The sequence below is a fragment of the Microbacterium sp. B35-30 genome (assembly GCF_010634855.1).
In the GTDB taxonomy this organism is placed as follows: Bacteria; Actinomycetota; Actinomycetes; order Actinomycetales; family Microbacteriaceae; genus Microbacterium.
The window spans coordinates 43,613-67,964 of sequence record NZ_MWLQ01000011.1; the positions used below are offsets into that span (position 1 = coordinate 43,613).

General features: G+C 68.7%; 28 protein-coding genes and 1 tRNA gene. 15 read left to right on the forward strand and 14 right to left on the reverse strand.

Features of this window, described 5'->3' with window-relative positions; all coding sequences use genetic code 11:
• Positions 1 to 553: 553 nt before the first annotated feature.
• Entirely contained in the window at positions 554 to 1,237 is a 684-nt protein-coding gene (locus B2K11_RS04525; protein ID WP_163617080.1) for a Type 1 glutamine amidotransferase-like domain-containing protein, read from the reverse strand.
• 170 nt (positions 1,238 to 1,407) lie between these two features.
• Positions 1,408 to 1,926 carry an NUDIX domain-containing protein gene (locus B2K11_RS04530; protein ID WP_163617081.1) on the reverse strand — a complete coding sequence of 173 codons (519 nt, stop codon included), beginning with the start codon at positions 1,924 to 1,926 and terminating at the stop codon, positions 1,408 to 1,410.
• Between the two features lie 78 nt (positions 1,927 to 2,004).
• Between B2K11_RS04530 and B2K11_RS04535 the strand changes: the two genes are divergently transcribed.
• Together B2K11_RS04535 and B2K11_RS04540 are read left to right on the forward strand one after the other, a co-directional pair.
• A complete protein-coding gene (locus B2K11_RS04535) occupies positions 2,005 to 2,337 on the forward strand; it encodes a metalloregulator ArsR/SmtB family transcription factor (protein WP_163617082.1) in 333 nt (110 codons plus the stop codon).
• The gene (locus B2K11_RS04540) at positions 2,334 to 2,996 is read left to right on the forward strand and encodes a cation transporter (protein ID WP_163617083.1); all 663 of its coding nucleotides are present in this window, start codon (positions 2,334 to 2,336) and stop codon (positions 2,994 to 2,996) included. The genes B2K11_RS04535 and B2K11_RS04540 overlap by 4 nt, the downstream gene beginning before the upstream one ends.
• A 51-nt stretch (positions 2,997 to 3,047) precedes the next feature.
• On the opposite strand, the gene B2K11_RS04545 is transcribed toward B2K11_RS04540, so the two are convergent.
• Positions 3,048 to 3,407 (reverse strand): DoxX family protein, encoded by a 360-nt coding sequence (locus B2K11_RS04545; protein ID WP_163617084.1) that lies wholly within the window; start codon positions 3,405 to 3,407, stop codon positions 3,048 to 3,050.
• A gap of 37 nt (positions 3,408 to 3,444) precedes the next feature.
• On the opposite strand from B2K11_RS04545, the gene B2K11_RS04550 reads away from it, so the two are divergent.
• Complete coding sequence (locus B2K11_RS04550) at positions 3,445 to 3,969, forward strand: TetR/AcrR family transcriptional regulator (protein ID WP_163617085.1); 525 nt, start codon at positions 3,445 to 3,447, stop codon at positions 3,967 to 3,969.
• A gap of 41 nt (positions 3,970 to 4,010) precedes the next feature.
• A complete protein-coding gene (locus B2K11_RS04555) occupies positions 4,011 to 4,718 on the forward strand; it encodes a GNAT family protein (protein WP_163617086.1) in 708 nt (235 codons plus the stop codon).
• 48 nt (positions 4,719 to 4,766) lie between these two features.
• Here B2K11_RS04555 and B2K11_RS04560 read toward each other — a convergent pair whose 3' ends face one another.
• Positions 4,767 to 5,030 (reverse strand): DUF6458 family protein, encoded by a 264-nt coding sequence (locus tag B2K11_RS04560; protein WP_163617087.1) that lies wholly within the window; start codon positions 5,028 to 5,030, stop codon positions 4,767 to 4,769.
• Positions 5,031 to 5,300: 270 nt separating this feature from the next.
• Here B2K11_RS04560 and B2K11_RS04565 point away from each other — a divergent pair, with 270 nt between their 5' ends.
• The 3 genes from B2K11_RS04565 to B2K11_RS04575 all read left to right on the forward strand — a co-directional run bounded on the left by B2K11_RS04565 (position 5,301) and on the right by B2K11_RS04575 (position 8,452).
• Positions 5,301 to 6,599 (forward strand): MFS transporter, encoded by a 1,299-nt coding sequence (locus B2K11_RS04565; RefSeq protein ID WP_239525731.1) that lies wholly within the window; start codon positions 5,301 to 5,303, stop codon positions 6,597 to 6,599.
• 102 nt (positions 6,600 to 6,701) lie between these two features.
• A complete protein-coding gene (locus B2K11_RS04570) occupies positions 6,702 to 7,616 on the forward strand; it encodes a pseudouridine-5'-phosphate glycosidase (RefSeq protein ID WP_163617089.1) in 915 nt (304 codons plus the stop codon).
• A complete protein-coding gene (locus B2K11_RS04575; RefSeq protein WP_163617090.1) occupies positions 7,616 to 8,452 on the forward strand; it encodes a PfkB family carbohydrate kinase in 837 nt (278 codons plus the stop codon). Before B2K11_RS04570 ends, B2K11_RS04575 begins: the two co-directional genes overlap by 1 nt.
• 30 nt (positions 8,453 to 8,482) lie before the next feature.
• Here the strand turns inward: B2K11_RS04575 and B2K11_RS04580 are convergent, their stop codons facing one another.
• Both B2K11_RS04580 and B2K11_RS04585 read right to left on the reverse strand, forming a co-directional pair.
• A complete protein-coding gene (locus B2K11_RS04580; RefSeq protein ID WP_163617091.1) occupies positions 8,483 to 8,929 on the reverse strand; it encodes an SRPBCC domain-containing protein in 447 nt (148 codons plus the stop codon).
• Positions 8,922 to 9,314: a metalloregulator ArsR/SmtB family transcription factor gene (locus B2K11_RS04585; protein WP_163617092.1), complete on the reverse strand. Its 393-nt coding sequence runs from the start codon at positions 9,312 to 9,314 to the stop codon at positions 8,922 to 8,924. The genes B2K11_RS04580 and B2K11_RS04585 overlap by 8 nt, the downstream gene beginning before the upstream one ends.
• A gap of 90 nt (positions 9,315 to 9,404) precedes the next feature.
• Here B2K11_RS04585 and B2K11_RS04590 point away from each other — a divergent pair, with 90 nt between their 5' ends.
• The gene (locus B2K11_RS04590) at positions 9,405 to 9,980 is read left to right on the forward strand and encodes a dihydrofolate reductase family protein (RefSeq protein WP_163617093.1); all 576 of its coding nucleotides are present in this window, start codon (positions 9,405 to 9,407) and stop codon (positions 9,978 to 9,980) included.
• A 16-nt stretch (positions 9,981 to 9,996) separates the two neighbouring features.
• On the opposite strand, the gene B2K11_RS04595 is transcribed toward B2K11_RS04590, so the two are convergent.
• The 3 genes from B2K11_RS04595 to B2K11_RS04605 all read right to left on the reverse strand — a co-directional run bounded on the left by B2K11_RS04595 (position 9,997) and on the right by B2K11_RS04605 (position 13,299).
• Positions 9,997 to 10,758, reverse strand: coding sequence for an SGNH/GDSL hydrolase family protein (locus B2K11_RS04595; RefSeq protein WP_204260007.1), 762 nt, complete (start codon positions 10,756 to 10,758; stop codon positions 9,997 to 9,999).
• Between the two features lie 78 nt (positions 10,759 to 10,836).
• Complete coding sequence (locus B2K11_RS04600) at positions 10,837 to 12,189, reverse strand: MFS transporter (RefSeq protein ID WP_163617094.1); 1,353 nt, start codon at positions 12,187 to 12,189, stop codon at positions 10,837 to 10,839.
• 66 nt (positions 12,190 to 12,255) lie between these two features.
• Positions 12,256 to 13,299 (reverse strand): LLM class flavin-dependent oxidoreductase, encoded by a 1,044-nt coding sequence (locus B2K11_RS04605; RefSeq protein WP_163617095.1) that lies wholly within the window; start codon positions 13,297 to 13,299, stop codon positions 12,256 to 12,258.
• Between the two features lie 89 nt (positions 13,300 to 13,388).
• Here B2K11_RS04605 and B2K11_RS04610 point away from each other — a divergent pair, with 89 nt between their 5' ends.
• On the forward strand, positions 13,389 to 14,021 hold the full coding sequence (locus B2K11_RS04610; RefSeq protein WP_163617096.1) for a phosphoribosyltransferase family protein: 633 nt from the start codon (positions 13,389 to 13,391) through the stop codon (positions 14,019 to 14,021).
• Between the two features lie 117 nt (positions 14,022 to 14,138).
• Here B2K11_RS04610 and B2K11_RS04615 read toward each other — a convergent pair whose 3' ends face one another.
• Together B2K11_RS04615 and polA are read right to left on the reverse strand one after the other, a co-directional pair.
• On the reverse strand, positions 14,139 to 15,812 hold the full coding sequence (locus B2K11_RS04615) for a DUF885 domain-containing protein (RefSeq protein ID WP_163617097.1): 1,674 nt from the start codon (positions 15,810 to 15,812) through the stop codon (positions 14,139 to 14,141).
• Positions 15,813 to 15,888: 76 nt separating this feature from the next.
• On the reverse strand, positions 15,889 to 18,546 hold the full coding sequence (gene polA, locus B2K11_RS04620) for a DNA polymerase I (RefSeq protein WP_163617098.1): 2,658 nt from the start codon (positions 18,544 to 18,546) through the stop codon (positions 15,889 to 15,891).
• A gap of 78 nt (positions 18,547 to 18,624) precedes the next feature.
• Between polA and B2K11_RS04625 the strand changes: the two genes are divergently transcribed.
• Complete coding sequence (locus tag B2K11_RS04625; RefSeq protein WP_163617099.1) at positions 18,625 to 19,062, forward strand: hotdog fold thioesterase; 438 nt, start codon at positions 18,625 to 18,627, stop codon at positions 19,060 to 19,062.
• A 65-nt stretch (positions 19,063 to 19,127) separates the two neighbouring features.
• Here B2K11_RS04625 and B2K11_RS04630 read toward each other — a convergent pair whose 3' ends face one another.
• A complete protein-coding gene (locus tag B2K11_RS04630; RefSeq protein WP_056368239.1) occupies positions 19,128 to 19,748 on the reverse strand; it encodes a response regulator in 621 nt (206 codons plus the stop codon).
• A 50-nt stretch (positions 19,749 to 19,798) separates the two neighbouring features.
• On the opposite strand from B2K11_RS04630, the gene B2K11_RS04635 reads away from it, so the two are divergent.
• The 5 genes from B2K11_RS04635 (at position 19,799) to B2K11_RS04655 (ending at position 22,341) form a co-directional block, all read left to right on the forward strand.
• Positions 19,799 to 19,884, forward strand: a tRNA-Leu gene (locus B2K11_RS04635).
• Between the two features lie 159 nt (positions 19,885 to 20,043).
• A complete protein-coding gene (locus B2K11_RS04640) occupies positions 20,044 to 20,403 on the forward strand; it encodes a PadR family transcriptional regulator (RefSeq protein ID WP_163617100.1) in 360 nt (119 codons plus the stop codon).
• Positions 20,404 to 20,405: 2 nt separating this feature from the next.
• Positions 20,406 to 20,771, forward strand: coding sequence for a DUF1048 domain-containing protein (locus tag B2K11_RS04645; protein WP_163617101.1), 366 nt, complete (start codon positions 20,406 to 20,408; stop codon positions 20,769 to 20,771).
• Positions 20,768 to 21,583: an ATP-binding cassette domain-containing protein gene (locus B2K11_RS04650; protein ID WP_163617102.1), complete on the forward strand. Its 816-nt coding sequence runs from the start codon at positions 20,768 to 20,770 to the stop codon at positions 21,581 to 21,583. The genes B2K11_RS04645 and B2K11_RS04650 overlap by 4 nt, the downstream gene beginning before the upstream one ends.
• A complete protein-coding gene (locus tag B2K11_RS04655) occupies positions 21,580 to 22,341 on the forward strand; it encodes an ABC transporter permease (protein WP_163617103.1) in 762 nt (253 codons plus the stop codon). The genes B2K11_RS04650 and B2K11_RS04655 overlap by 4 nt, the downstream gene beginning before the upstream one ends.
• A 72-nt stretch (positions 22,342 to 22,413) precedes the next feature.
• Here the strand turns inward: B2K11_RS04655 and B2K11_RS04660 are convergent, their stop codons facing one another.
• On the reverse strand, positions 22,414 to 22,803 hold the full coding sequence (locus B2K11_RS04660; RefSeq protein ID WP_163617104.1) for an SHOCT domain-containing protein: 390 nt from the start codon (positions 22,801 to 22,803) through the stop codon (positions 22,414 to 22,416).
• Positions 22,804 to 22,879: 76 nt separating this feature from the next.
• A complete protein-coding gene (gene pyk, locus B2K11_RS04665; protein ID WP_163617105.1) occupies positions 22,880 to 24,328 on the reverse strand; it encodes a pyruvate kinase in 1,449 nt (482 codons plus the stop codon).
• Between the last annotated feature and the right edge of the window lie 24 nt (positions 24,329 to 24,352).

Genomic DNA, 24,352 nt, shown 5'->3' on the forward strand with positions numbered 1-24,352 from the left:
GCTTGTAGAGACTCTCTGTGCGAGGTTCGCGCAGAGAGCGAAAACGGATGCCGAACCGCGCTCCCCTCAACCCGGCTGTTGGCTTGGGGTTCTTGCCCTCGGCTTCCTCGAGGCTCAGCCTGCCGCATCGACCATCCGCGGCTACGACAGCTTCCGGGGAATTGAACCCTGGTTCTTCAAGAATGAGCAGGGCTTCCACTGCTTCATGCTGATCACTGGTCCCGCCACGGTGGACGGAGCCAATGGCGTGCCACCCGGAGTGGATCTGTTCGCAGACATCAGCTCTTGGCGCCAGTTGGTCGACGAGAACAACGAACCACTCCCTGCGGGGAGCATGATCCGATTTCATTACCGCGAGGACCGCGTTGATGTGTACGTCTACCGGTATCCCAGACCGAGTGAACGTCGTACCCACCACTCCCCCGCACGTGAAGTTCAAGGGTGGTTCAGTGTCTCCCGGAGCTTGGCGGCGAGGGCCTGGGGCTGGCCGACGTAGTCGAACTCGCCACTCATGAAGCCTCCGTGGATCGCTCGCGGGCAGGTTGCGACGAAGTCAGCCGCCCTGGCTGATTGGGAAGTACTTCCACTGACCTTCTGTGATGACCTTCATTCCGTCGGCGGTCACCAGGAGGGCCGTCTGGTCGTCGATGGCGTATGACGAGTAGCGGATGCCGGCAGCCCAATTCTCCGCTGCGGCGAGGGAGTTGCCGGGTTCACCGTCGGCCGCAAGGTGCGGGCAGATCGAGAAATCGACGATCCCGAGCGCGCTGTCATCGCCGGTCGGCGGCTTCCAGCCCACGAACTCCCGGCCGATCTGCGGTGTCATCACCATGCTTCCCGCGCTCATTCCCAGCCACACCGTCTCCGCCAGCGACGGGAACATGTCGGCAAGTCTCGACTCCCGCAGCCAGTGGCTGAGGTAGAGCGCGTCGCCGCCGGCAGCCAGCAGCGCGTCGGTCTCGAGTACGAGCGGCTTCCAGCGCTCTTCATCGATGCTCGGCAGCGCGGTAAGCTCCAGCACTCCGACGGACTTCCAGCCGAGATCGACCATGGGATTCTCGGATCTTCCGCTGATGAACTCCCATGCCTTGATGCCGGGTCCCAGCCAGGGGTGACCGTACTGGGCGGTCGGTATGCACAGTGCGCTGGACTCGCTGATCGGCTTGCCGAGCAGGTCCTCGAGTGCGTGACGGATGGTCGGATTGGTGACGCCCGCCGACGTGAGAAGAAGCTTCATGATCCCTTCCCGGCGGCCTGGACGCGTCGCGCCCGGCTCGATGGTCCTCGTTGCGATGACTGCCGTCCATCGGATCCGGCCAGCCTAATCGCCGGGCCCCCGTCGGCGCCTGGGGTTTCGCGGCCTCGGTGCGCCCTGTCGGCGCGAGCGCGAGCGCGAGATTTCGCGGCTCAGGTTCGCGGCAGTGAGAAGCCCACGTCGAGCAATCCGACAGAGTCGTTTTCGCGGAGCCACACCAAGGCGGCGCGTTCGTAGGCCGGAATCTGCGGGGGCAGGTCCGTCAGATCGAACCACCGCAGTTCGGCGCACTTCTCCGGCTCCATGATCGAGGGCTCGCCGCTCCACGACGCGCAGGCGAAGAACCAGTCGACGCGTTGCTCCCTCGGATTGGACGTTCCGTCCGTACGCTGCATGACGGCTGAAGGAACAAGCTCACTCGCCGACACGCTGAGGCCGAGCTCCTCAGAGAGCTCCCGAGTGGCCGCCTGCACTGCGGTCTCCCCCGGTTCCAGGTGGCCCGCTGCGCCAGCGGTCCAGAAGCCGTCCATGTATCCGGTGTTGCGGCGCAGCTGCAACAGCACCCTGCCGTCGCGCACCATGTAGACATACGCCGCGGGAATCAAGCTGTAACGAGTCACCGGACGACCATAGCCGCCCGAGAGAGGACGCCGGCCAGCCGATCCCCGCATGTCCCTCCGAAACGCGAGGACGGTGCGGCAGTTGGTTCAGGGTTTCGTTGATTCACGCGTCCATGTACTATCCCACTCATGGCAACCGCGACCGTCACCCACACCGCCGCGCTGGCCAGGCTCGGCTATGCCCTGTCCGATTCCACACGCACCGGCGTACTGCTCGCGCTGCGCAGTGGACCCGCCTACCCGTCCGACCTCGCCGACGCCATCGGCGTTTCCCGACAGGTGATGTCGAATCAGCTGGCCTGCTTGCGGGGATGCGGACTGGTCGAGGCCGTTCAGGAAGGGCGTCGGTCCTCCTATCGGCTCGCTGACGAACACCTCGCGCCCGCTCTCGGCGAACTCCTGCAGCTGGTGCTGTCGGTCGACCCCGAGTGCTGCACGGATGAAGGCTGCAGTTGCGCATGACTGCGTCACTCATCCCTGAGCGTCGAGAGACGCTGCAGCGTCGGATCCGCTGGATCGTCGCCGTCACCATCGGCTACAACGTCATCGAGGCGGTGGTCGCCATCACCGCGGGTACTGTCGCATCCTCCGGCGCACTCATCGCGTTCGGGCTGGATTCCACCATCGAGGTCGTCTCCGCGGCCGCCGTCGCCTGGCAGTTCACCCGCCGTAACCCGGAACGCTGGGAGAAGCCCACACTCCGCGTCATCGCAATCGCCTTCTTCGCCCTGGCTGCCTACGTCATCTCCACGTCGCTGCTCACGCTTATCGGCCGGGTGGAGGCCGAACACAGTGCCCTCGGCATCCTCATCACCGCGCTCAGCGTGATCATCATGCCGCTCTTGTCCCTCGCCGAGCGGCGCGCGGGCCGCGAGCTCGGCTCCGCCACCGCGGTCGCCGACTCCAAACAGACCCTGATCTGCACCTACCTCTCGGCCGCCGTACTGATCGGGCTTCTCCTGAACACCGGCTTCGGGTGGTGGTGGGCCGACGCGATCGCCGGCCTCGTCATCGCCGGATTCGCCGTCCGCGAGGGCAGAGAAGCGTGGCGCGGCGATGCCTGCGCCACCTCGGTCGGCATGCTCCTCGAGGACGAGCCGGACGACCACGTCGCGCGTTGAGCAGCCGACGCATCGTCCGCCGAGTTCTCGTGGGAGTCCATCCGTCGAGGGCTAGACCAAGAAGCAGAACACACCTGTCGCGAGGCAGAGGACGAGCATCCCCGTCGCATTGACGAAGAGGTTGCGGCCGAAATCTCGGGCGCGAATGTGCATGCCGATCGCGAACAGGAAGTACGCCACCAGGCACGCTGTCGTGAGCGCCGCGAGTCCAGGAACAAGGATCCCCAGCAGCAGTCCCCCGGCGGCCGCGAATTTGATCGGCGGCATCAGCCACCACAGCCGCCGTGGCCAGCCCACATCCTCGAAGCATCTCGCTATGAAGCGCACGGGCTTGAGGCAGAGCACACCGTCGATGAACGAGATCGCCGCGAGGACGATCACGGGCCAGACGGGATCCGGCAGGAGCGTCATTCGCCGACCATACCATACGGTTTGGTATGGTGGGTTCATGTCGAATGAGCGGTGGATCGACGAGGGACTCCGAGTCCTTGCCGACGAGGGAATCTCAGGGGTCAGGATCGATCGGATCGCGGCGCGCGTGGGGCTGAGCAAGGGCTCGTTCTTCCACCATTTCGCGAACGCCACCGCGTATCGGGCCGCGCTCCTCGACGCATGGCGCACGCGCACCCTGGATCAGATCGGCGATGCGCCGGCGCTGTCGGACCTCGCTGAGCTCGCGACCCGCCTCGATGCGCCGATCGATGTCGATCTCGAACGCTCGATCCGTGCGTGGGCCTCACACGATGAGTCCGCTGCCGTCGCGCTGGAACAGGTCGACCGCGCGCGTCTGGCGGCGCTTCAGCATGCGTGGGCCGGGCGCGTCGCCGATCCCGATCGTGCGAGGGTGGCGGCACTGGTCCCCCATCTGGTCGTGATCGGTGCGACGGTCGCGTATCCCGCGACGACCGCCGACGAGCTCGCGGCCGTGTTCCGGCTGCTTGCCGACCTCATCCCGGCCGTTCCCGAGTCCTGATCCGCCCACCGGCTGCCCAGAGACTCTGGCAGACTTCCGGGATGCCGCACTCCGACGCGCTCGCCCGGCTCTGGCCCGCTTCTGCCGTACGGGTGCGTGCCGGCGACCTGGAGCTGCGCTGGATCGACGACGACCTCCTGGTCGAGCTGTCCGATCTGGCCGGACGCGGCATCCATGATCCCGACCAGATGCCGTTCGCGCATCCGTGGACCCGCGGCTCCGCCGACGAGGTCGCGCGCAGCGTGCTGGCATACCAGTGGGGCATCCGCAACCGGCTCTCCCCCACGGAGTTCGTCCTCGAGCTCGCCGTGGTGCACGAGGGAATACCCGTGGGGATCCAGGGCATCACCGCGAGAGACTGGTCGGTGCTGCGGCGCGTCACGACCGGGTCGTGGCTCGGACGTGATCACCAAGGACGTGGAATCGGCACTCGGATGAGGATGCTCGCTCTGCATCTCGCCTTCGAGGGGCTGGGCGCGCGGGAGGCGACGTCGGGGGCCTTCGCCGACAACGAGTCGTCGAACGGCGTCTCGCGCCGCGTCGGCTACGACTCCGACGGTGCATTCCACATGGCGCGGGAGGGCGAGGCGGCGCTTCATCGTCGATACGTCATGTCGCGCGAGCGCTGGGAGTCGCTCCGCGCCGACCATGTGACCCGGCTCGGCTCGCCGATCGAGCTTCAGGGGGTCGACGGCCTCCTCACGCAGCTCGAGACGCCTCCATCGCTGCCCGAGTCCCCAGACGCCTGACCGCGGGCGCCGAGGCGCCCGCGGTCAGAGGTTTCGTCAGGGTGCTGGTCAGAGTCCGGCGGCGTCGTCCGTCGTGCTCGTGCTGCGGCGGGTCACCTGCTCGTTGACGTTCGGGTCGACCGCCGTGTGGGTGACGGATTCCGACCGGCGCCGGCGCGCCAGTAGGACGATGCCGACGATGAAGATGACGGCTCCGGCACCCATGAGGATGTAGCCGATCATGTCGAGATTCACCCACTCGACCTCGACGTTCACCGCGAAGGCGAGGATGGCGCCGATGGCGAAGAGGGCAATGCCTGCTCCGATACTCATGCGAGGTGTCCTTTCCGGGGCGCGGCGGTCAGCCCTCCCCTGTTCTGGGACGCGGGGTCCCACAGTCACCTTTCCGCATCCCCGGTGGTCGGAAGAGGGGGTTGACAGATGACGGATGCCTTCCCCGCCGCCGCCGGAACCGCTTGGCGACGTGCGATCCACCCCCATCGCGGGCGTCGATCAGCCGAGGCCTGCGGCCGCGGGATCCGTCGCCGTGACTACTGTGGAATGGTGCCCAGCCTGTCCCGTCCCCGTGTGACGGGGCCGGGAATGCGCGCCTGGTTGATCTGGACGGTCGGCGTCGCCGCATATGTCCTCGCGATCACGAACCGCTCGTCGCTGAGCGCCGTCGGCGTCGATGCCGCAGCCCGGTTCGACGCGGACGCGGCCACCCTGTCGATGTTCGCCGTCGTACAGCTCGCCGTCTACGGCGGCATGCAGATCCCTGTCGGGGTGCTCCTCGACCGTTACGGGGCACGGCCGATCATGACGGTCGGGATGCTGCTCATGGCGTTGGGGCAGGTGACCATGGCATTCTCCCCCAGCGTCGGCATCGCGATCCTCGCCCGCATGCTGCTGGGTGCCGGCGACGCCGCCATCTTCCCCGGGGTGCTGCGCCTCATCGCGACGTGGTTCCCCGCGCAGCGCGCACCCGTCATGGTGCAGCTCACCGGCATCGTCGGGCAGGCAGGACAGCTGGTCGCGCTGCTCCCCCTCGCCGCGCTGCTGCACGCCACCTCGTGGACGATCACGTTCGGCAGCATCGCCGGGCTCGGGGTCCTGTTCGCGATCCTCGTGTTCCTCCTCATCCGCAATCACCCGCCGGACCGCGACGAGGATGTGTCGGTCGACACCGACACCGGGGCGATCCGGGTCGTGACGTCATCGGTCGACACCGGGGTCGGCATCCGTGCCGCGTGGGCTCATCCGGGCACCCGCCTCGCCTTCTGGTCCCACTTCACGACGCCGTTCGCGGGGACCGCGTTCGTGCTGCTGTGGGGCATGCCCTTCCTCACTGCGGGCGAGGGGCGCACGACGGCCGAGGCCGCCTCGATCATGTCGCTGTACGTCGTGGTGGGCATGGCGCTGGGGCCGATCATGGGCGAGCTCTCGCGACGGGTGCCGCACCTGCGCTCACGCGCACTGGTGCTTCCTACCGTGGCGGTGCAGGCGGTCGCCTGGCTCGCCGTCATCGCGTATCCGGGGCCGGCGCCGCTCTGGCTGCTGCTGGCGCTGGCCGTCGCGCTGGCCACCGGCGGACCCGCCTCGATGATCGCGTTCGACCACGCGCGCACCCACAACCCCTCCCACCGCCTCAGCACCGCCACCGGCGTGACGAATGCCGGGGGCTTCCTCGCGGCGCTTCTGGCGATCCTCCTCATCGGTCTCGCTCTCGATCTGCAGGGCGCCGGCACCCCGGCGACCTACAGTCTCGACGCCTTCCGCATCGCCTTCCTCATGCAGGTGCCGCTGTGGCTCCTCGGCAGCGTGTTCATCGTGATCGAGCGCAAGCGCACCCGCATTCGCCTCGGAATGGATCCCCCGAGGGCTCGGCGTCCCCGGCGCTGAGCGCCCTCGAGCGCCGAACCGGGCAACTCGGCGCGTTGCGGCATCCGATCGGTACTGTGAGCGTATTCGGTGCGTCAGCTGCGCCGGATCGAAAGGATTCCCGTGTCCGCTCCCCTCGTGATCGCCGCCGAGGTCCGGGACGCCGTCGCGAGCGGCGAGCCGGTGCTCGCGCTCGAGTCCACGATCTTCACCCACGGCCTCCCACGCCCACGCAACCTCGATGTCGCCCTCGAGGCCGAGGCGCGCGTGCGCGCACTCGGCGTCGTGCCGGCGACCATCGGCGTCATCGACGGCCGGGTCACCGTCGGGCTCTCCCCTGACGAGATCGAACGACTCTCGACCGTCGACGGCGTCGTCAAGGCGAGCGTCCGCGACCTTCCCGTCGTCGCGGTGAAGGGGCTGAGCGCCGGCACCACGGTGGCGGCGACGGGCTACCTCGCGGCGCGCGCCGGGGTACGGGTGCTCTCGACCGGCGGCCTCGGCGGCGTGCACCGCGGTGCCGCGCAGACCTTCGACGAATCGGCCGATCTCCCGACCCTCGCCGGCCTGCCGCTCGTCGTGGTGAGCGCCGGCGTCAAGTCCATCCTCGACATCCCCCTGACGCTGGAACGGCTCGAGACGCTCAACCTCGCCGTCGTCGGCTACCGGACCACCGACTACCCCGGCTTCTACATCGCCGATTCCGGCCACGACATCGAGTACTCGGTGGACTCGCCCGCCGAGATCGCGGCGATCGCGCGCACGCGCGACGGCCTCGGCATCGCTTCCACGCTGCTCGTCGCGAACCCCGTCGCCGCCGATCATGAGCTCGACCCGGCCCTGCACGATGCCGTCCTCACGCGGGCGCTGTCGGCGGCGGAGGCGAACGGCGTCTCCGGCCACGACACGACGCCGTTCCTCCTCGATTTCCTGCAGCGCGAAACGCGCGGACGCAGCCTCGACGTCAACGTCGAGGTGTACCGCGGCAACGTCGCTCTCGGTGCACGCATCGCCGTGGCCCTCGCGGGCACGGCCTGATGCTCGTCGTGATCGGTGACCTCGTCGCCGATCTGATCGTGCTCGGCGGCGCGGCGCTCGAGCGCGGCACCGACAACCCGGCCGAGGTGCGCCTCACCCGGGGCGGGAGTGCCGCGAATGTTGCGGCGGCGGCGGCGCCGCGGCATCCCTCACGCTTCATCGGCCGTGTGGGAGACGACCCGCTCGGGCACGCACTGGTCGGCGAGCTCGCGGCGGCGGCAGTCGACGTCAAGGTGCAGCGCGGCGGTCGCACCGGGTCGATCGTGGTCCTCGTCGACGCCGTGGGCGAGCGCACCATGATCACCGACCGCGGCGCCGCCGCGGAACTCGGATCGATCGACCCGGGGTGGCTCGCCGGCGCCGACTGGGTGCATCTGCCGCTGTACGGCTTCGCGTCGACGGGCTCGCGACGGGCGGTGACGGATGCTGCGGCCCGCGCCGCTGCGGACGGTGCGCGCGTCAGCCTCGACCTGTCGAGCGTGGCGACGCTGCGTGAGCTCGGCGGCGCGGATCTGCGGCGGATCCTCGCAGAGATCTGCCCGGACGTCGTCTTCGCGAACGAGGAGGAGGCGCGTACGGCGTCCGAGCTCGACGTCGCGCCGGAGGGCGTCTACGTGATCAAGCGCGGGCCCGAGCCGGTGCTCGTCGGCGTGGACGGGCAGACCTCCGCCGTGCCGGTCGACAGGGTCGACGACGTGCTGGACTCGACAGGAGCTGGTGACGCCTTCGCAGCCGGCTTCATCGTGGCCGCGCTCGGCGGCGCCGGCCCCCGTGAGAGCGCCCGGGCGGGCAGTGTGCTCGCGATGAGTGCGCTGCGCCGCCCGGGCGCTCTGTGATCAGACCGCTGTGCGCGGGCGATCTGAGAGTCAGGCGGTCTGGAGGTGCTCCAGCACGTCTTCGATGTCGTCGATGAAGGCGTTGTAGCCGGCGATGGTCGCCGCGACCTGCTCGTCGGTGAAGTCGCTCCGGTCCTGACGGATGGTGAGCACCGTGCCGTCGCCGGTCTCTTCGAGGTCGAACAGCACCGGCAGCCCTGCATCGTCGCCGGGCTGGTCGGTCAGCGTCATCGCGAGGTGCGACGGCGGGTCGACCACCTTGTACTCCCCCGCCCAATCGATGCGGTTGCCGTCGGGCAGCAGCATGACGGCACGGAAGGCGCCGCCCGGGCGCACCTCCATCGTCAGGCTCTCCTGCGGCACCTCCACGGCCGCCGTGCCGAACCACACGGCGAAGTGCTCGGGCTTGGTCAGCGCCTCGAACACCAGTTCGCGGGGCGCTCGCAGGGTGCGTGTGACGGTGAAGTACTCAGTCATGGTCATTCTCCTTCTCGATGGATGCGGTGGCGTCGCCACCCGTCGGTGTGCTGGTGGGGGCGCCCAGCTGCTGCAGGGCGTTGAGGTAGTGGTCGAGGGCGCCGAGACTGTCGTCCCAGAACTGCGCGTAGCCGCCGATCCAGTCGGATGCGGCCGCCAGCGGTCGTGCGTCGAGCCGCGCCGGACGGTACTGCGCGTTGCGGCCCCGCGTGACGAGCCCCGCCCCCTCGAGGACGCGGAGGTGCTTCGACACGGCGGCGAAGGTCATATCGAACGGTGCGGCGAGCTCCCCCACCGTCGCCTCGCCGTGGCTCAGCCGCGCGAGGATGGCACGGCGCGTGGGGTCGGCGAGGGCCGAGAACGTCGCACTCAGTGGATCGGCCATCTCTTCCCTCCTTGTTCAACTGATTAGTACAGTACCGATCGGTTGAATGAGTGTCAATCGTCTGTCGGACGTCCGCGCTACGGTGGCGGCATGCCTCGTGTGATCTTCTATACGGCCACCACGCTGAACGGCTTTCTCGCCGACGACCACGACTCGCTCGAGTGGCTCTTCGCTGCTCCGGGAGGCGAAGGCGGTGATGACGACTTCCAGCGCTTCCTGTCCGGCATCGGCGTGCTCGTCCAGGGCTCCTCCACCTACCGATGGGTGCTCGAGCATGAGGATCTCGTCGCACACCCGGAGAAATGGCCGTCGTACTACGGCGAGCGTCCGACGTGGGTGTTCTCGAGCAGGGAGCAGCCGGTCGTGCCCGGCGTCGACATCCGTTTCGCATCCGGGAGCGTCGGCGACGTCTGGCCGCAGATCCGTGACTCGGCCGGCGACGGCGACGTCTGGGTCGTGGGAGGCGGCGATCTCGCCGGCCAGTTCGCCGATGCCGGTCTGCTCGACGAGATCCGTGTCTCGATCGCACCCGCGACTCTGACCTCGGGCAAGCCGCTCCTCCCCCGCAACCTCGGCCCCGACCGGCTGGAGCTGACCTCGGTTCGGCAGGCCGGCGCGTTCGCCGAGCTGACTTACGCGGTGTCCGGCGGAGCGCGCCCAGCGTGAGGTGGCTCGGCGTCGCTCAGCTCTCGCGGGGGGCGAACTCGCTCCACTGAGCGAACTTCGGCTCGCGTCCGTCGCCCGATGAGGTGCCCGTGAGTCGCCGGCGCACCCAGGGACCGACGTGCTCTCGGTAGTAGGCCGCGCCCCGCGCGCCCATCGGCGGCAGCGGCGGCAACGACCACCATGCCGGCGGCGGCTCGACGCCCAGCTCGGTCAGCACGCGTGCAGCGACGCGGTGGTGGCCCCGCGAGTTCATGTGCAGACGGTCCTCCGACCAGAACGGCGGGCTCGCGAGCTCCTCGTCGAACCAGTTGTACGCCTGCACGACGTCGGTGCGCGACGCCAGACGCTTCTCGACAGCGTGAGACAGCAGGTCGCCGCGGCGCTGGATGACTCGACGCAGGGGCAGCTGCCGCGTCGGGTTCGCCCCCGACAGCACGATGAGCTGCACGCCCTCCTCGTCGCAGCGACGCAGCACGGTCTCGAACGCGGCCACCACGTGCGCGAGGCTCGTGCGAGGCCGCAGCATGTCGTTCCCGCCGCCGTTGAACGACAGGTGGGTCGGCTTCAGTGCGAGCGCCGGTTCGAGCTGCTGTTCGACGATGGGCCACACGAGCTTGCCGCGGATCGCGAGGTTCGCGTACTCGATCGACTCGCCCCGCGCGTCGGCCCAGCCCTGCGCCACGAGATCGGCCCAGCCGCGCATGTGGCCGTCGGGAAGCTCGTCGCCCACGCCCTCGGTGAAGGAGTCGCCGATGGCGACGTATCTCACGGGTGCCACGGGTCGATCAGCTGCCTCGGGTCGAACGGATGCCACAGACCCCAGCCTATGTGCGGTGCGGCGAACGCCCGGCCCCGCTCAGCGATCATCGAGCGCTGCGCCCCGGCGGTCGACCAGCCCCCACGCGGCCGCCGCCGCCACGGCGAAGAACACCGCGAACACGACGAACAGCACCGGTGCGCCGCCCGCGATCAGCAGCGGCGGCACCACGAGGGGTGCCACGATCGATGCGATGCGGCCCACGCCCGCCGCCCATCCGGTTCCCGTAGCGCGGAGCGACGTCGGATACATCTCGGGGGTCACCGCGTACAGCGCGCCCCAGGCGCCGAGGTTGAAGAACGACAGCGCCATCCCGGCGGCGATGATCGCTCCGGGGCCGCTCGCCGTGCCGAAGAAGATCGCCGAGACGGCGGAGCCGACCAGGAATACCGAGAGCGTCGCCCGGCGTCCCCATACTTCGATCAGCCACGCGGCGACCGCGTAGCCCGGCAGCTGGGCCAGCGTGATCACCAGGGTGAAGCCGAAGGAGCGCACGAGGTCGTACCCCTGCGCGACCAGGATCGACGGGATCCAGATGAACGCGCCGTAGTACGAGAAGTTGACGCAGAACCACACCAGCCAGAGGCACGCCGTGCGCACCCGGAACTCCTTCGCCCAGAGGGCACCCAGGCGCTGACCGAGGGAGGTCGCCGCCGCGGGCGGGACGTCGGCGCGTGTGGGCGCGGCCGCGGGGACGGTGCCGGCGGCGTCCTCGAACCTGCGGACGACGGACTCCGCCTCGGCGAAGCGTCCGCGTCGCTCCAGCCACCGTGCGGACTCGGGCAGACCCCAACGCACGACGAGCGCATAGGCGGCGGGGATCGCCCCGAGCGCGAATGCCCACCGCCAGCCGTCCTCGGATGCGGGGATCACGAAGTACCCGATGAGCGCGGCGAGCGTCCAGCCCACAGCCCAGAAGGCCTCCAGGATGACGATGAGCCGTCCGCGAATGCGCGCCGGAGCGAACTCGCTGACATAGGTGCTGGCGACGGGCAGTTCGGCGCCGAGCCCCAGGCCGACGAGGAAGCGCAGGATGAGCAGGGCCGTCAGCCCGCCCACGAGGGCGCTCGCCCCAGTCGCCGCGCCGTAAACGAGCAGCGTGAGCGCGAACACCTGCCGCCGGCCGAAGCGGTCCGCCAGCAGACCGCCCACGCTGGCGCCGATCGCCATCCCCACGAAGCCGATCGACGCGATCCACGCCGTCTCACTCGGCACCAGGTCCCACTGCGCCGCCAGCGCGGCGATCACGAACGAGATGAGCCCGACGTCCATCGCGTCCAGGGCCCAGCCGATCCCTGAGCCCGTGAGCACCCGCAGGTGCGGGCGGGTGAACGGCAGGCGGTCGAGGCGCTCCGAGAGCGTCGACGAGACTCGGGTTCCGGCATCCGTCATAGCGTCATGCTACGGATGCTGGAGCGGCCGCGGGCGCCACGACAGCATGTCGCGCCCGTGACGGCGCTACGACAGCATGTCGCGGACGCGCGGGGCGACTTCGGTGCCGAACAGCTCGATGGATCGCAGCATCCGCTCGTGCGAGAGCGTGCCGGTCGAGAACTTCATGTCGAAGCGTGAAGCGCCCAGCGTCTGGACGGTGTCGGCGATCTTGCGGGCGACCGTCTCGGGCGAGCCGACGTACAGCGCGCCCTCCGGGCCGACGTCATGCTGGAAGCGGAGCCGGTTGTAGGTGGGCCAGCCGCGCTCGCGGCCGATCGAGTTGTTCATCGCCTCGAAGCCCTCGTACGCCTCATCCCACGCCTGCTGGTCGGTCTCGGCGATGTGGCCCGGCGAGTGCACCCCGACCGGGAGCTGCGGCTGATCGAAGGTATCGAGCGAGCGGCGGTACAGGTCGGCGAACGGACGGAAGCGCGCCGACGGGCCGCCGATGATGGCGAGCATGAGACCGTAGCCGTAGCGTGCGGCACGCACCGCCGACTCGGGCGTGCCACCGACGCCGACCCACGCGCGCAGCCCGTTCTCGGTCTTGGGGAAGACATCGGCGGCGTCCAGGGAAGCGCGCAGGTTGCCACTCCAGGTGACCGGCTTCTCCGCGAGCAGCTGGGAGAAGAGATCGAGCTTCTCGTCGAAGAGGGCCTCGTAGTCGCGCAGGTCGTAGCCGAACAGCGGGAACGACTCGATGAACGATCCACGTCCGAGGATGACCTCGGCGCGGCCGTTCGACACCGCGTCGAGCGTCGAGAACCTCTCGAACACGCGCACCGGATCGTCGCTCGAGAGCACGGTGACGGCAGTGCCGAGGTGGATCTGCTCGGTGCGCGCGGCGGCGGCGGCCAGCACGATCTCCGGGCTCGACACGGCGAACTCCCGCCGGTGGTGCTCCCCCACGCCGAAGAACGACAGCCCCACGCGGTCAGCGAGCACCGCCTGCTCGACCACGTTGCGGATGGTCTGCGCACCGCTGACGAGCTCGCCGGAGGCAGCGCGTGTCACGTCGCCGAAGGTGTCGAGACCGAGTTCGAGGGTCAGGGGGTCGATGGAGGTCATGGCGTGCTCCTTCTATTCGGTTGAATGAACCGGCGGAGCCGACGCGGCATTCCCGAGACGCGCGGTCGTCGCGAGCGTAGCGTGGAGGCATGGCCCTCTTCGCGGATCGGCGGGCCGCCGGCCGAGAGCTCGCCGTAGAGCTCGCAGACTGGCGGGGAACCGATGCTGTGGTCCTCGGCATCGCGCGCGGCGGTGTCGTGGTCGCGGCCGCGGTGGCGGAGGCGCTGGGGCTCGACCTGGATGCCGTGGTGGTGCGCAAGCTCGGAGCGGCCGGCCACGAGGAGTTCGCCGTCGGAGCGATCGCCGACGGTGTGCGGATCGTCACGCCCGAGGCCATGCGCTGGGCCGGCATGTCGTCGCAGGACCTGGAACGCGTGGAAGCCGCGGAGCGCGACGAGCTGGCCCGGCGGACGGTCGTGTACGGCCCGCACAGCCGGGAACTGACCGGGCGCCCCGCGCTCGTGGTCGACGACGGTGTGGCGACGGGTGCGAGCGCGGTGGCCGCATGTCGGTCCGTGCGTGCCCGCGGCCCGGCTCGCGTCGTGCTCGCGGTCCCCGTCGCTCCGGACCGGTTCGTCCCACCGGCGGACGTGGTCGACGACTACGTCTGCCCGCACCGCGAATCCGACTTCTGGGCGGTCGGCGAGTACTACGACCACTTCGGGCAGACCGGCGATGCGGAGGTCCTGCGACTGCTGGGCGCCGCCGATCCCGGTCGTTGAGCGAGCGAGCGCCAGCGACCGAGACGAAACGCACCGGGCCGACGGGCTGCCCCGGGTGAGGGGCGTTCCGTCTCTGCGTTTCGACTCGCGAGCTCGCTCAACAACCGGGCCGCGGGGTCAGTGCGCGAGCGCCATGCGCAGCGTGTCGAGGCCGACACCGCCGATGTCGAGAGCGCGCTTGTGGAACTGCTTGATCGAGAAGGCGTCGCCTTCGCGCTCGGCGACCTCGTCGCGCAGCTGTTCCCAGATGCGCTGGCCCACCTTGTACGACGGCGCCTGCCCCGGCCAGCCGAGGTAGCGGTTCACCTCGAACTTGACGAACTCTTCCGGCATGTTGACATTGCGCAGCATGAAGTCGAGCGCGAAGTCGGCGTCCCACGTGCCCTGACCATCGGGGCGTGGCTTGCCGAGGTGCACGCCGATGTCGAGCACGACGCGCGCGGCGCGCATGCGCTGACCGTCGAGCATCCCGAGCCGGTCGGCCGGGTCGGACAGGTAGCCGAGCTGCTCCATCAGCCGCTCCGCGTACAGCGCCCAGCCTTCGGCGTGACCCGACGTCCCGGCGAGCAGGCGACGGTAGGTGTTGAGCTGTGCCCGGTTGTACACCGCCTGCGCGATCTGCAGGTGGTGGCCCGGGACGCCCTCGTGGTACACCGTCGTGAGCTCGCGCCACGTGTCGAACTCCTCGACGCCCTCCGGCACCGACCACCACATACGGCCCGGGCGCGAGAAGTCGTCGGTCGGGCCCGTGTAGTAGATCCCGCCTTCCTTGGTCGGCGCGATCATGCACTCGAGGCTGCGGATCGGCTCGGCGATGTCGAAATGGGTCTTGCCGAGCTCGGCGATCGCGCGATCGCTGGTCTCCTGCATCCACTTCTGCAGCGCGTCCGTGCCGTACAGCTTGCGGCTGGCGTCCTGCTCGAGGAAGGCGACGGCCTCTTCGACGGTGGCGCCGGCCTTGATCTCCTGCGCGATCGACTCCTGCTCGGCGACCATGCGGGCGAGCTCTTCGACGCCCCAGTCGTACGTCTCGTCGAGGTCGATCGTCGCACCCAGGAACCGGCGCGAGTGCAGGGCGTACAGCTCGCGGCCGACGGCGTCCTCTTCGGCTGCGGCGGGTACGAGTTCTGCGGTGAGGAAGGCCGCCAGCTCGTCGTAGGCGACCCGTGCCGCGTTGGCGTTGTCGGCCAGGTCGCGGGCGAGCGACGCCGGCAGCTGCCCCTCTTCGGGGGTCGCCTCCGCGGCGAACGTCGAGAAGAACCCGCCGTCGGCGGTGTAGCGGGCGATCTGGGTCGCGACCTCGGTCACCTGGCGGCGCGCGGGGACGACGCCCTGGGAGATGCCTTCGCGCAATGTGGCGACGTAGCCGTCGATCGCGCCGGAGACGGCGCCGAGGCGCGTCGCGATGACCGACCAGTCGTCGGCGGTCGCCGTCGGCATGAGGTCGAACGCGGAACGGATGTCCTGGGCGTGCGAGGCGATCACGTTGATGTCGCGCAGATGCCACTTCGCATCGTGCAGGTCGAGCGCGAGCCGGATCTCGCGCGAGAGGTCGTCCTTCGTCACGGCGTCGACGTCGTCGGCGGCGGCCGCGGCGTCGAGGGCGGCGAGGGTCTTGCGGCCCGCGTCGGCGAGGGCCTCCTGCCCGGCCGGGCTGTAGTCGCCGAACCGGTCGTTGTACTCCGACCGACCGATGTAGGTCGCGAGCGTGGGCTCGAGTTCGGCGAGGGTGTCGACCCACGCATCAGCGATCTTGTCGATCTGCGTGGGCGTGCGGGTTTCGTCTGTCATGGCTCCGAGCCTAGGCATGAGACGCAGTGCCGACAAACGAGAGTCCCGGTCCGAGCCTCGGATCGCTCAGGACGACTCAGTGGCCGGCGGCGTTCCAGTCGTCGCCGCGGCCGATCTGGACGTCGAGGGGCACTGTGAGCTGCGCCGCGTCGCCCATGCGCGCGCGGACGATACGCTCCGCCGCATCCCACTCCCCTGCGGCGACTTCGATCACGAGCTCGTCGTGGATCTGCAGCAGCACGCGCGAACGCAGCTGCTCGACGGCGAAGTCGTCGTGGATGTGGAACAGCGCGATCTTCATGATGTCGGCGGCACTGCCTTGGATGGGCGCGTTGAGCGCCGCCCGTTCGGCGTTCTCCCGCAGCACGCGGTTCGGGCTGGCCAGGTCGGGGAACGGACGCCGGCGACCGAAGATCGTCTCGGTGTAGCCGTCGATGCGGGCCTGCTCGACCGACGAGCGGAGGTAGTCGCGCACGGCGCCGAAGCGGGCGAAGTACTCCATCATGAGCTGTTTGGCCTCGGCCTGCTCGATGCGCAGCTGCTTCGACAGCCCGAACGCGGAGAGGCCGTAGACGAGACCGTACGACATCGCCTTGACCTTGGTGCGCATGGCGGGGGTGACATCCTCGGGAGCGACCCCGAACACGCGCGAGCCGACGAAGCGGTGCGTGTCCTCTCCGGAGTTGAAAGCCTCGATCAGGCCGGGATCCTCCGAGAGGTGCGCCATGATCCGCATCTCGATCTGCGAGTAGTCGGCGGTGAGCAGCGTCTCGTACCCCTCGCCCACCATGAAGGCGGAACGGATGCGGCGGCTCTCCTCGGTGCGGATGGGGATGTTCTGCAGGTTCGGGTCGGTGCTCGAGAGCCGGCCGGTCTGGCTGCCGGTCTGGACGTACGTGGTGTGGATCCGGCCGTCAGCCCCGCTCGTCCGATCGCCGCCGATGGCGCTGTCGAGCGACTCGATGATCTGCCGGAGCTTGGTCGCCTCGCGGTGCTGGAGCAGCAGGTCGAGGAACGGATGCGGGTTGGTCTCCTGCAGATCGGCCAGGACCGCGGCATCCGTCGAATAGCCGGTCTTGGTCTTGCGCGTCTTCGGCAGCTGCAGCTCTTCGAACAGGACCTCCTGCAGCTGCTTCGGCGAGCCGAGGTTCACCTCGCGGCCGATCGCCGCATACGCCTGCAGGGCGAGGGTGTCCGCCCGGGCGGCGAGTTCGCCGGAGAACGCCGACAGCCGGTCGTGCGAGACCGCGACACCGGCGAGCTCCATGTCGGCGAGGGTGTGCAGCGTCGGCAGCTCGATGTCGGTGAGGACTGCCGAGACGCTGTCGGGCAGCTCAGCCCGCACCGCACGGACGACGCGCACCAGGTACCACGACAGCTGGCCCGTGGTGGCGCCCTCGGTCTCGGGCACCAGCTGGGCGGGGTCGGCCTCGGGAAGCTTCTCGTCGAGGTAGCGGTCCACCAGATCGGCGAGCGTCTTGTCGGGGAAGCTCGGTCGCAGCAGCCAGCCGGCGATGATCACGTCGAAGGCCAGGCCGCCCACCCGCAGGCCGGCGCGGCGGAGCGCCTTCACCTGCGGCTTGGCGTCGGCCAAGGCCTTCGGCGCGTCGGACGCGAGCCAGGGCTCGAGCGCGGCGGCGAGCTCCGGGGTCCAGGATGCCTCGGCCGCAGCGTCGAGCGTCGCCACGCCGATGCGCGACGGAACGCCGCCCTCGACGGCGATCGTGACCCCGACCTCAGCGGTCTGGCCCTCGAGCCACGCGGCGAAGTCCGCCGGGGCGAGCTCGGCGGCGACCGGCGCGAGCTCGGCGGCGGCGGATGACACCGCCGCCATCTGCTGCTCGATGCCCGCGAGCTCGGCGACGCGCGGAATGAGCGTCTTGAACTCGAGCCGCGAGAAGATGTCGCGCACGGCCTGCGCGTCCATCGGCTGCACCTCGAGGTCGTCGGGGCCGAGCGGCAGCTCCACGTCGGTCATCAGCCGGTTCAGGCGACGGTTGCGGCGCACATCTTCGACGTGGTCGCGCAGGTTGCCGCCCACCACGCCCTTGATGGTGTCGGCGCCGTCCAGGAGCGCGTCCAGCGAGCCGAACTGGTTCAGCCACTTCACCGCGGTCTTCTCGCCCACCTTCGGCACGCCGGGCAGGTTGTCGCTCGTCTCGCCGACGAGCGCCGCGACGTCGGGGTACATCTCGGGCGGCACGCCGTAGCGCTCGATGACGGCGTCGCGGTCGTAGCGCTTGAGCTGCGAGACGCCCTGCACGTTGGGATAGAGCAGCACCACGTCGTCGTTGACCAGCTGGATGGTGTCGCGGTCGCCCGAGCACACGAGCACGCGGAAGCCCTTAGCGACGCCCTGCGTGGCGAGGGTCGCGAGGATGTCGTCGGCCTCGATGTCCTCCTGCTGGAGGATCCGGATGCTCATGGCCGCGAGGCAGTCCTGCAGGAGCGGGATCTGGCCCTTGAACTCGGACGGCGTCTCGGAGCGGTTGGCCTTGTACTCGGTGTACTCGCGGGTGCGGAAGGACTGGCGGGACGTGTCGAAAGCCACGGCGAGGTGGGTCGGCTTCTCCGCCTTGATCAGGTTGATCAGCATCGCCAGGAACCCGTAGATCCCGTTCGTGTGCTGCCCGTCCTTCGTGGAGAAGTTGTCGACCGGGAGGGCGTAGAAAGCCCGGTAGGCCAGCGAATGGCCGTCGACGACGAGAAGGGTAGGCTTTGCGGAGTCCGTCACCCTGCAAGCCTAGCCAGGGCAGACGACAGCCGATTTCCACGCAGCACCCCCGGCTGCCGCCCCATGCGAAGGTGTGCCATGCCCGACCACTCCCCCGTCGCCGTCGACGGAATCGAATGGGCGCGGGGCCGTGGGCTCGGCGCTCTCGCCGAGAAGATGGGCTTCGAATGGCTCGAGTTCACGCCCGAACGCGCCGTGGCCCGCATGCCGGTCGAGGGCAACACGCAGCCGGTCGGCTTGTTCCACGGCGGCGCTTACGTCGTGCTGGGTGAGTCGCTCGGGTCGATGCACGCGAACTTCCACGCCGGCCCAGGACGCCTCGCGGTCGGCGTCGACATCAACGCCACGCACACGCGCTCGGCGACCTCCGGCTATGTCACGGGGGTGTGCACGCCGATCCACCTCGGTCGCAGCCTCACCGTGCACGAGATCGTCGTGACCGACGACCAGGGCCGCCGCTGCTCGACCGTGCGCATCACGAACCACATCAAGGCGCTGCCGACCCCTGGTCGCTGAGCCTGTCGAAACGACAAGCGGATGCCTCCGGTGGAGGCACCCGCTTCTGGAAACTCGTGAGGCGGTCAGCCCTTCTTGGGGGCCAGCTGCTCGATGATCGCCTTGGCGACGTCCTGCATGGTGAGCCGGCGGTCCATGGACGCCTTCTGGATCCAGCGGAACGCCTCGGGCTCGGAGAGGCCCATCTTCTCGTTGAGGAGGCCCTTGGCGCGGTCGACGAGCTTGCGGGTCTCGAAGCGCTCGACCATGTCGGCGACCTCAGCCTCGAGCGTGATGATCTGCTCGTAGCGGGCGAGGGCGATTTCGATGGCCGGCAGCAGGTCGTTCGGGGTGAACGGCTTGACGACGTAGGCGAGGGCGCCCGCCTCGCTCGCGCGCTCGACGAGCTCCTTCTGGCTGAAGGCGGTGAGCAGCACGACGGGGGCGATGTGGTTCTTGCTGAGCTTCTCGGCGGCCGAGATGCCGTCGAGCTGCGGCATCTTCACGTCCATGATCACCAGATCAGGACGCAGCTCCGTGGCCAGGGCCACCGCCGTCTCACCGTCTCCGGCCTCTCCCACGACGTCGAATCCGTTGTCGCGGAGGATCTCGACGATGTCGAGCCGGATGAGCGACTCATCCTCCGCAACGACGACTCGACGGGGGGTGGATGCCGTCGATGCGGCGGTCTGCTCCTGCTCAGTCACCATTGAATCCTACGGTATGGTCGTTCGCGGACGCGCGGCATGCCGCGCGGGCCGGTGTGGCGGAATGGCAGACGCGACCGACTCAAACTCGGTTGCCCGCAAGGGCGTGTGGGTTCGACTCCCACCACCGGCACCAAGAAACATCCCCAAGGAGCGGATGCCTCATGAGAGGCATCCGCTCTTCGTCTTTCCGGGCTCCGCGAAAAAGCTCGGTATTCGGTGTTGCTAAGTACTGGTACCTAGTGTTACTGTCTACCGGTAGTCAACATCACTGAGTAGATCAAGGAGGTGCGCGATGGGCAAGCAGGAGACCGAGATGCTCAAGGGCACGCTGGAGGGCATCGTGTTGGCGATCCTGTCCGGCCGATCCGCCTACGGGTACGAGATCACCTCGTGGCTGCGCGACCAGGGCTTCTCCGACATCGCCGAGGGCACCGTGTACGCCCTGCTGGTCAGGGTCGAGCAGCGTGGCCTCGTCGACGTCGAGAAGGTTCCGTCGGAGAAGGGACCGCCTCGCAAGGTGTACTCCCTCAATGCGCAGGGCCGCGACCAGCTCGCGGAGTTCTGGAGGACGTGGACCTTCCTCGCAGAACGCATCGAACAGCTTCACCACCAGAACGCAGACAACAACCCCACCCCCAAGGAAGAGGACTGATCATGGCCGCCAAGTGGTACGAGATCGTCACCGGCTCGCTCGAGCAGAAGAAGCAGTACCGCCAGTACAAGGCCCGCATCGAGGCTCTCCCCGAGCCCTACCGCGCGGCCGCGAAGGCGCTGGACCGCTATTTCATGTACTCCGGCGGGATGACCGACGGCGAGACGATGATCCAGATGCTCAGCGACTCCGCCGACCTCTGGGAGCGCGCCGCCGCCGACGGCACGCCGGTGCGCGACATCGTGGGCGACGAGCCCGCGACGTTCGCCGAGGAGTTCACCGCCGCATACTCCGGCAAGCAGTGGATCGACAAGGAGCGCGCTCGCCTCAACAAGGCGATCGACGAGGCAGAAGGAGAGCAGAGATGACCACCGACACCGCCATCAAGGTTCAGGGGCTCGAGAAGTCCTACAAGGACCTCCACGTGCTGCGCGGCGTCGACTTCGAGGTGGCGCGAGGGAGTATCTTCGCGCTCCTCGGGTCGAACGGCGCCGGCAAGACCACGGTCGTGCGGATCCTGGCGACGCTTCTCAAGGCGGATGCCGGCACGGCAGCCGTCGCGGGGTTCGACGTCGTCGCCCAGTCGCAGAAGGTGCGCGAGACGATCAGCCTCACCGGGCAGTTCGCCGCCGTCGACGAGGTCCTGACCGGACGCGAGAACCTGGTGCTCATCGCCCAGCTGCGGCACCTTCCCGACCCCGGCGGGATCGCCGACGGGCTCCTCGCCCGCTTCTCGCTCATCGAGGCCGGCTCCCGCAGGGCGTCGACCTACTCCGGCGGCATGCGCCGTCGACTCGACATCGCGATGAGCCTCATCGGCAACCCGCCGGTGATCTTCCTGGACGAGCCCACGACCGGCCTCGACCCGGCGGCGCGCCTCGAGGTCTGGGATGCCGTCAAGGAGCTGACCCGCAGCGGCACGACCGTGCTGCTGACCACCCAGTACCTCGAAGAGGCCGAGCATCTCGCCGACCGCATCGCGATCCTGCACAAGGGACGCATCATCGTCAACGGCACCCTGCAGGAGCTCAAGCAGCTGCTGCCGCCGGCGAAGGTCGAGTACGTCGAGAAGCAGCCCAGTCTTGAGGACGTCTTCTTCGCACTCACCGGCGAGGAAGAGCCCGCAGAATCCGGAGACGCCGAGAGCGGCGCTCCCACGACACGGAAGGAAGGACGATGACCGCTCACACCATCCGCGACACCGCGGTTCTGACCAGCCGGTCGCTGCGCCACATCCTGCGCAGCCCCGACACCATCATCACCACCGCGGTCACGCCGATCGCCCTGATGCTGCTGTTCGTCTACGTCTTCGGTGGGGCGATCAACACCGGGAAGGGATCGTACATCGACTACATGCTGCCCGGCATCCTTCTCATCACGATCGCGTCCGGCATCGCCTACACGGCCTACCGGCTGTTCCTGGACATGCAGGGCGGCATCTTCGAGCGGTTCCAGTCCCTCCCGATCGCGCGATCGGGAGTGCTGTGGGCGCACGTGCTGACGTCGCTCGTCTCCATCCTCGTGTCACTCGCCGTCGTCATCGGCGTAGCGCTGCTCATGGGGTTCCGGACGGGGGCCGGCTTCGGCGCCTGGCTGGGCGTCATCGGCATGCTCGTCCTCTTCACAGTGGCCCTCACGTGGCTCGCGGTGATCGCGGGACTGTCGGCGAAGACGGTGGACGGCGCGAGCGCGTTCTCGTACCCGCTCATCTTCCTGCCGTTCATCAGCTCCGCGTTCGTCCCGACCGAGAGCATGCCGGGGCCTGTGCAGTGGTTCGCCGAGAACCAGCCGGTCACCTCGATCGTCGACTCGATGCGGGCGCTCTTCGCGGGCCAGCCCGTCGGCAGCGACATCTGGGTCGCGATGGCATGGCTGGTCGGCATCCTGATCGTCGCGTACGTCATCTCGATGTCGATCTATCGCAAGAAGATCAGCTGAGCCCTCACGCGCCGCACGCACAGCAGAGCGGATGCCTCGACCCGAGGCATCCGCTCTGCTGTTGTCGTCCGGCTACGCGCCGAAGTACTGGTTGCCCAGCGCCTTGCTCTTGAGGGCATCGAACTCGCCCTGCGAGATCGTGCCGGCGTCGAGCAGGGCCTTGGCCTTCGCGATGTCTTCCGCGGGGCTGGCCGACGCGCTCGGGCGATAGTCGTCGGATTCGGCGACCACTCCCCCGCGGACGGACTGAGCGCGGGCCGCCATCCCCTTGCCGCGCGCGATGATGTAGACGATCGCCGTCAGGAAGGGCACGAACACCAGGGCGATGATCCACAGCGCCTTGAGCCAGCCGTTGAGGTCATCGTCGCGGAACAGGTCCGTGATGATCACGATCACCACATACAGGTAGGCGATGAAGTAGAAGCTCCACAGCAGGAACCACCAGAAGTCACCGAAGAACATCGGCGTCACCTTTCTCGAAAAAGCCGGGACGGCTGCGACCACAGTAGTGGTCGCAGCCGTCCGCTGGAGAGAGGTGTCACTCCCGTGTCTTGTAGATCGGCGCCTTGCCGTGCACCGCATCGCCCACCTTGTGGATGCGGATGTCGTTCGTGGAGCCGATGATTCCGGGAGGGGATCCCGAGATCACGACCACCTTGTCGCCGACCTTCGCGAGGTCGTTCGACAGCAGGTAGTCGTCGACCTGGATGAACATCAGGTCGGTGTGCGCGACGTGCTCGACGAGCGTCGACTGCACGCCCCACGTCAGCGCCATGCGGCGACGGATCGCCGGTTCGGGTGCGAAGCCGATCATGGGGATGCGCGGGCGCAGCCGTGACATGCGGCGCGCCGTGTCACCGGACTCGGTGAAGATGCAGACGAACTTCGCGTCGACGAACTCGGCGACCTCCATCGCGGCGAGCGTGATCGCGCCGCCCTGGGTGCGGGGCTTGGTCGTGAGCGGCAGGATGCGATCCAGCCCGTGCTCCTCGGTCGAGTCGACGATGCGCGCCATCGTCTCGACGACGACGACCGGGTACTTGCCGACGCTCGTCTCGCCCGAGAGCATGACCGCGTCCGCGCCGTCGAGCACCGCGTTGGCGACGTCGCTGGTCTCGGCGCGGGTGGGCACCGGGTTCTCGATCATCGACTCGAGCATCTGCGTGGCCACGATGACGGGCTTCGCCATGCGACGGCAGAGCTCCACCGCGCGCTTCTGCACGATCGGCACCGCCTCGAGGGGCAGCTCGACGCCCAGGTCGCCGCGGGCGACCATGATGCCGTCGAACGCGTCGATGATCTCCTCGAGGTTGTCGACGGCCTGCGGCTTCTCGATCTTCGCGATGACCGGGATGTGGCGCCCTTCCTCCGCCATGATGACGTGCACGCGCTGGACGTCCTTCGCGTCACGCACGAAGGACAGCGCGATGAGGTCTGCGCCGGCGCGCAGGCCCCAGCGCAGGTCGGCCTCGTCCTTCTCCGACAGCGCGGGGACGTTGACGGCCACACCCGGGAGGTTGATGCCCTTGTTGTTCGAGACGGGCCCCGCGACGATCACCTTGGTGGTGACGACGGTGTCGTCGGTCTCGATGACCTCGACGCGCACCTTTCCGTCGTCGATCAGCAGGAAGTCTCCCGGCTTGACGTCGTGCGGAAGACCCTTGAACGTCGTGCTGACGATCTCCTTGGTGCCCAGGATGTCGTCGGTGGTGATCTTGAAGATGTCGCCGACAGCGAGCTCGTGGGGTCCGTTCTCGAACTTGCCGAGGCGGATCTTGGGCCCCTGCAGGTCGACGAGGATCGCGACCGCTCGTCCCGCGTCGTCGGCGGCCTTGCGCACGTTGGCGAAGTTGTTGTCGTGGACCGAGTAGTCCCCGTGGCTCAGATTGAAGCGGGCGACGTCGACGCCGGCATCGATGATCGCGCGGACCATCTCATATGTCGACGTGGCGGGCCCCAGGGTGGCGACGATCTTGGCGCGTCTCATCCGTGGTATCTCCGGGTGGGTTGA

Coding starts and splice junctions, on each gene's coding strand:
- B2K11_RS04610 (WP_163617096.1), top strand. CDS start 13,389: ATGGCCCTCTTCGCGGATCGGCGGGCCGCCGGCCGAGAGCTCGCCGTA.
- B2K11_RS04530 (WP_163617081.1), bottom strand. CDS start 1,926: ATGCGGGGATCGGCTGGCCGGCGTCCTCTCTCGGGCGGCTATGGTCGT.
- B2K11_RS04585 (WP_163617092.1), bottom strand. CDS start 9,314: ATGGCCGATCCACTGAGTGCGACGTTCTCGGCCCTCGCCGACCCCACG.
- B2K11_RS04565 (WP_239525731.1), top strand. CDS start 5,301: ATGCGCGCCTGGTTGATCTGGACGGTCGGCGTCGCCGCATATGTCCTC.
- B2K11_RS04545 (WP_163617084.1), bottom strand. CDS start 3,407: ATGACGCTCCTGCCGGATCCCGTCTGGCCCGTGATCGTCCTCGCGGCG.
- B2K11_RS04660 (WP_163617104.1), bottom strand. CDS start 22,803: ATGTTCTTCGGTGACTTCTGGTGGTTCCTGCTGTGGAGCTTCTACTTC.
- B2K11_RS04525 (WP_163617080.1), bottom strand. CDS start 1,237: ATGAAGCTTCTTCTCACGTCGGCGGGCGTCACCAATCCGACCATCCGT.
- B2K11_RS04580 (WP_163617091.1), bottom strand. CDS start 8,929: ATGACTGAGTACTTCACCGTCACACGCACCCTGCGAGCGCCCCGCGAA.
- B2K11_RS04575 (WP_163617090.1), top strand. CDS start 7,616: ATGCTCGTCGTGATCGGTGACCTCGTCGCCGATCTGATCGTGCTCGGC.
- B2K11_RS04590 (WP_163617093.1), top strand. CDS start 9,405: ATGCCTCGTGTGATCTTCTATACGGCCACCACGCTGAACGGCTTTCTC.
- B2K11_RS04605 (WP_163617095.1), bottom strand. CDS start 13,299: ATGACCTCCATCGACCCCCTGACCCTCGAACTCGGTCTCGACACCTTC.
- B2K11_RS04645 (WP_163617101.1), top strand. CDS start 20,406: ATGGCCGCCAAGTGGTACGAGATCGTCACCGGCTCGCTCGAGCAGAAG.
- B2K11_RS04625 (WP_163617099.1), top strand. CDS start 18,625: ATGCCCGACCACTCCCCCGTCGCCGTCGACGGAATCGAATGGGCGCGG.
- B2K11_RS04600 (WP_163617094.1), bottom strand. CDS start 12,189: ATGACGGATGCCGGAACCCGAGTCTCGTCGACGCTCTCGGAGCGCCTC.
- pyk (WP_163617105.1), bottom strand. CDS start 24,328: ATGAGACGCGCCAAGATCGTCGCCACCCTGGGGCCCGCCACGTCGACA.
- B2K11_RS04555 (WP_163617086.1), top strand. CDS start 4,011: ATGCCGCACTCCGACGCGCTCGCCCGGCTCTGGCCCGCTTCTGCCGTA.
- B2K11_RS04655 (WP_163617103.1), top strand. CDS start 21,580: ATGACCGCTCACACCATCCGCGACACCGCGGTTCTGACCAGCCGGTCG.
- B2K11_RS04550 (WP_163617085.1), top strand. CDS start 3,445: ATGTCGAATGAGCGGTGGATCGACGAGGGACTCCGAGTCCTTGCCGAC.
- B2K11_RS04640 (WP_163617100.1), top strand. CDS start 20,044: ATGGGCAAGCAGGAGACCGAGATGCTCAAGGGCACGCTGGAGGGCATC.
- B2K11_RS04535 (WP_163617082.1), top strand. CDS start 2,005: ATGGCAACCGCGACCGTCACCCACACCGCCGCGCTGGCCAGGCTCGGC.
- B2K11_RS04560 (WP_163617087.1), bottom strand. CDS start 5,030: ATGAGTATCGGAGCAGGCATTGCCCTCTTCGCCATCGGCGCCATCCTC.
- B2K11_RS04650 (WP_163617102.1), top strand. CDS start 20,768: ATGACCACCGACACCGCCATCAAGGTTCAGGGGCTCGAGAAGTCCTAC.
- B2K11_RS04615 (WP_163617097.1), bottom strand. CDS start 15,812: ATGACAGACGAAACCCGCACGCCCACGCAGATCGACAAGATCGCTGAT.
- B2K11_RS04540 (WP_163617083.1), top strand. CDS start 2,334: ATGACTGCGTCACTCATCCCTGAGCGTCGAGAGACGCTGCAGCGTCGG.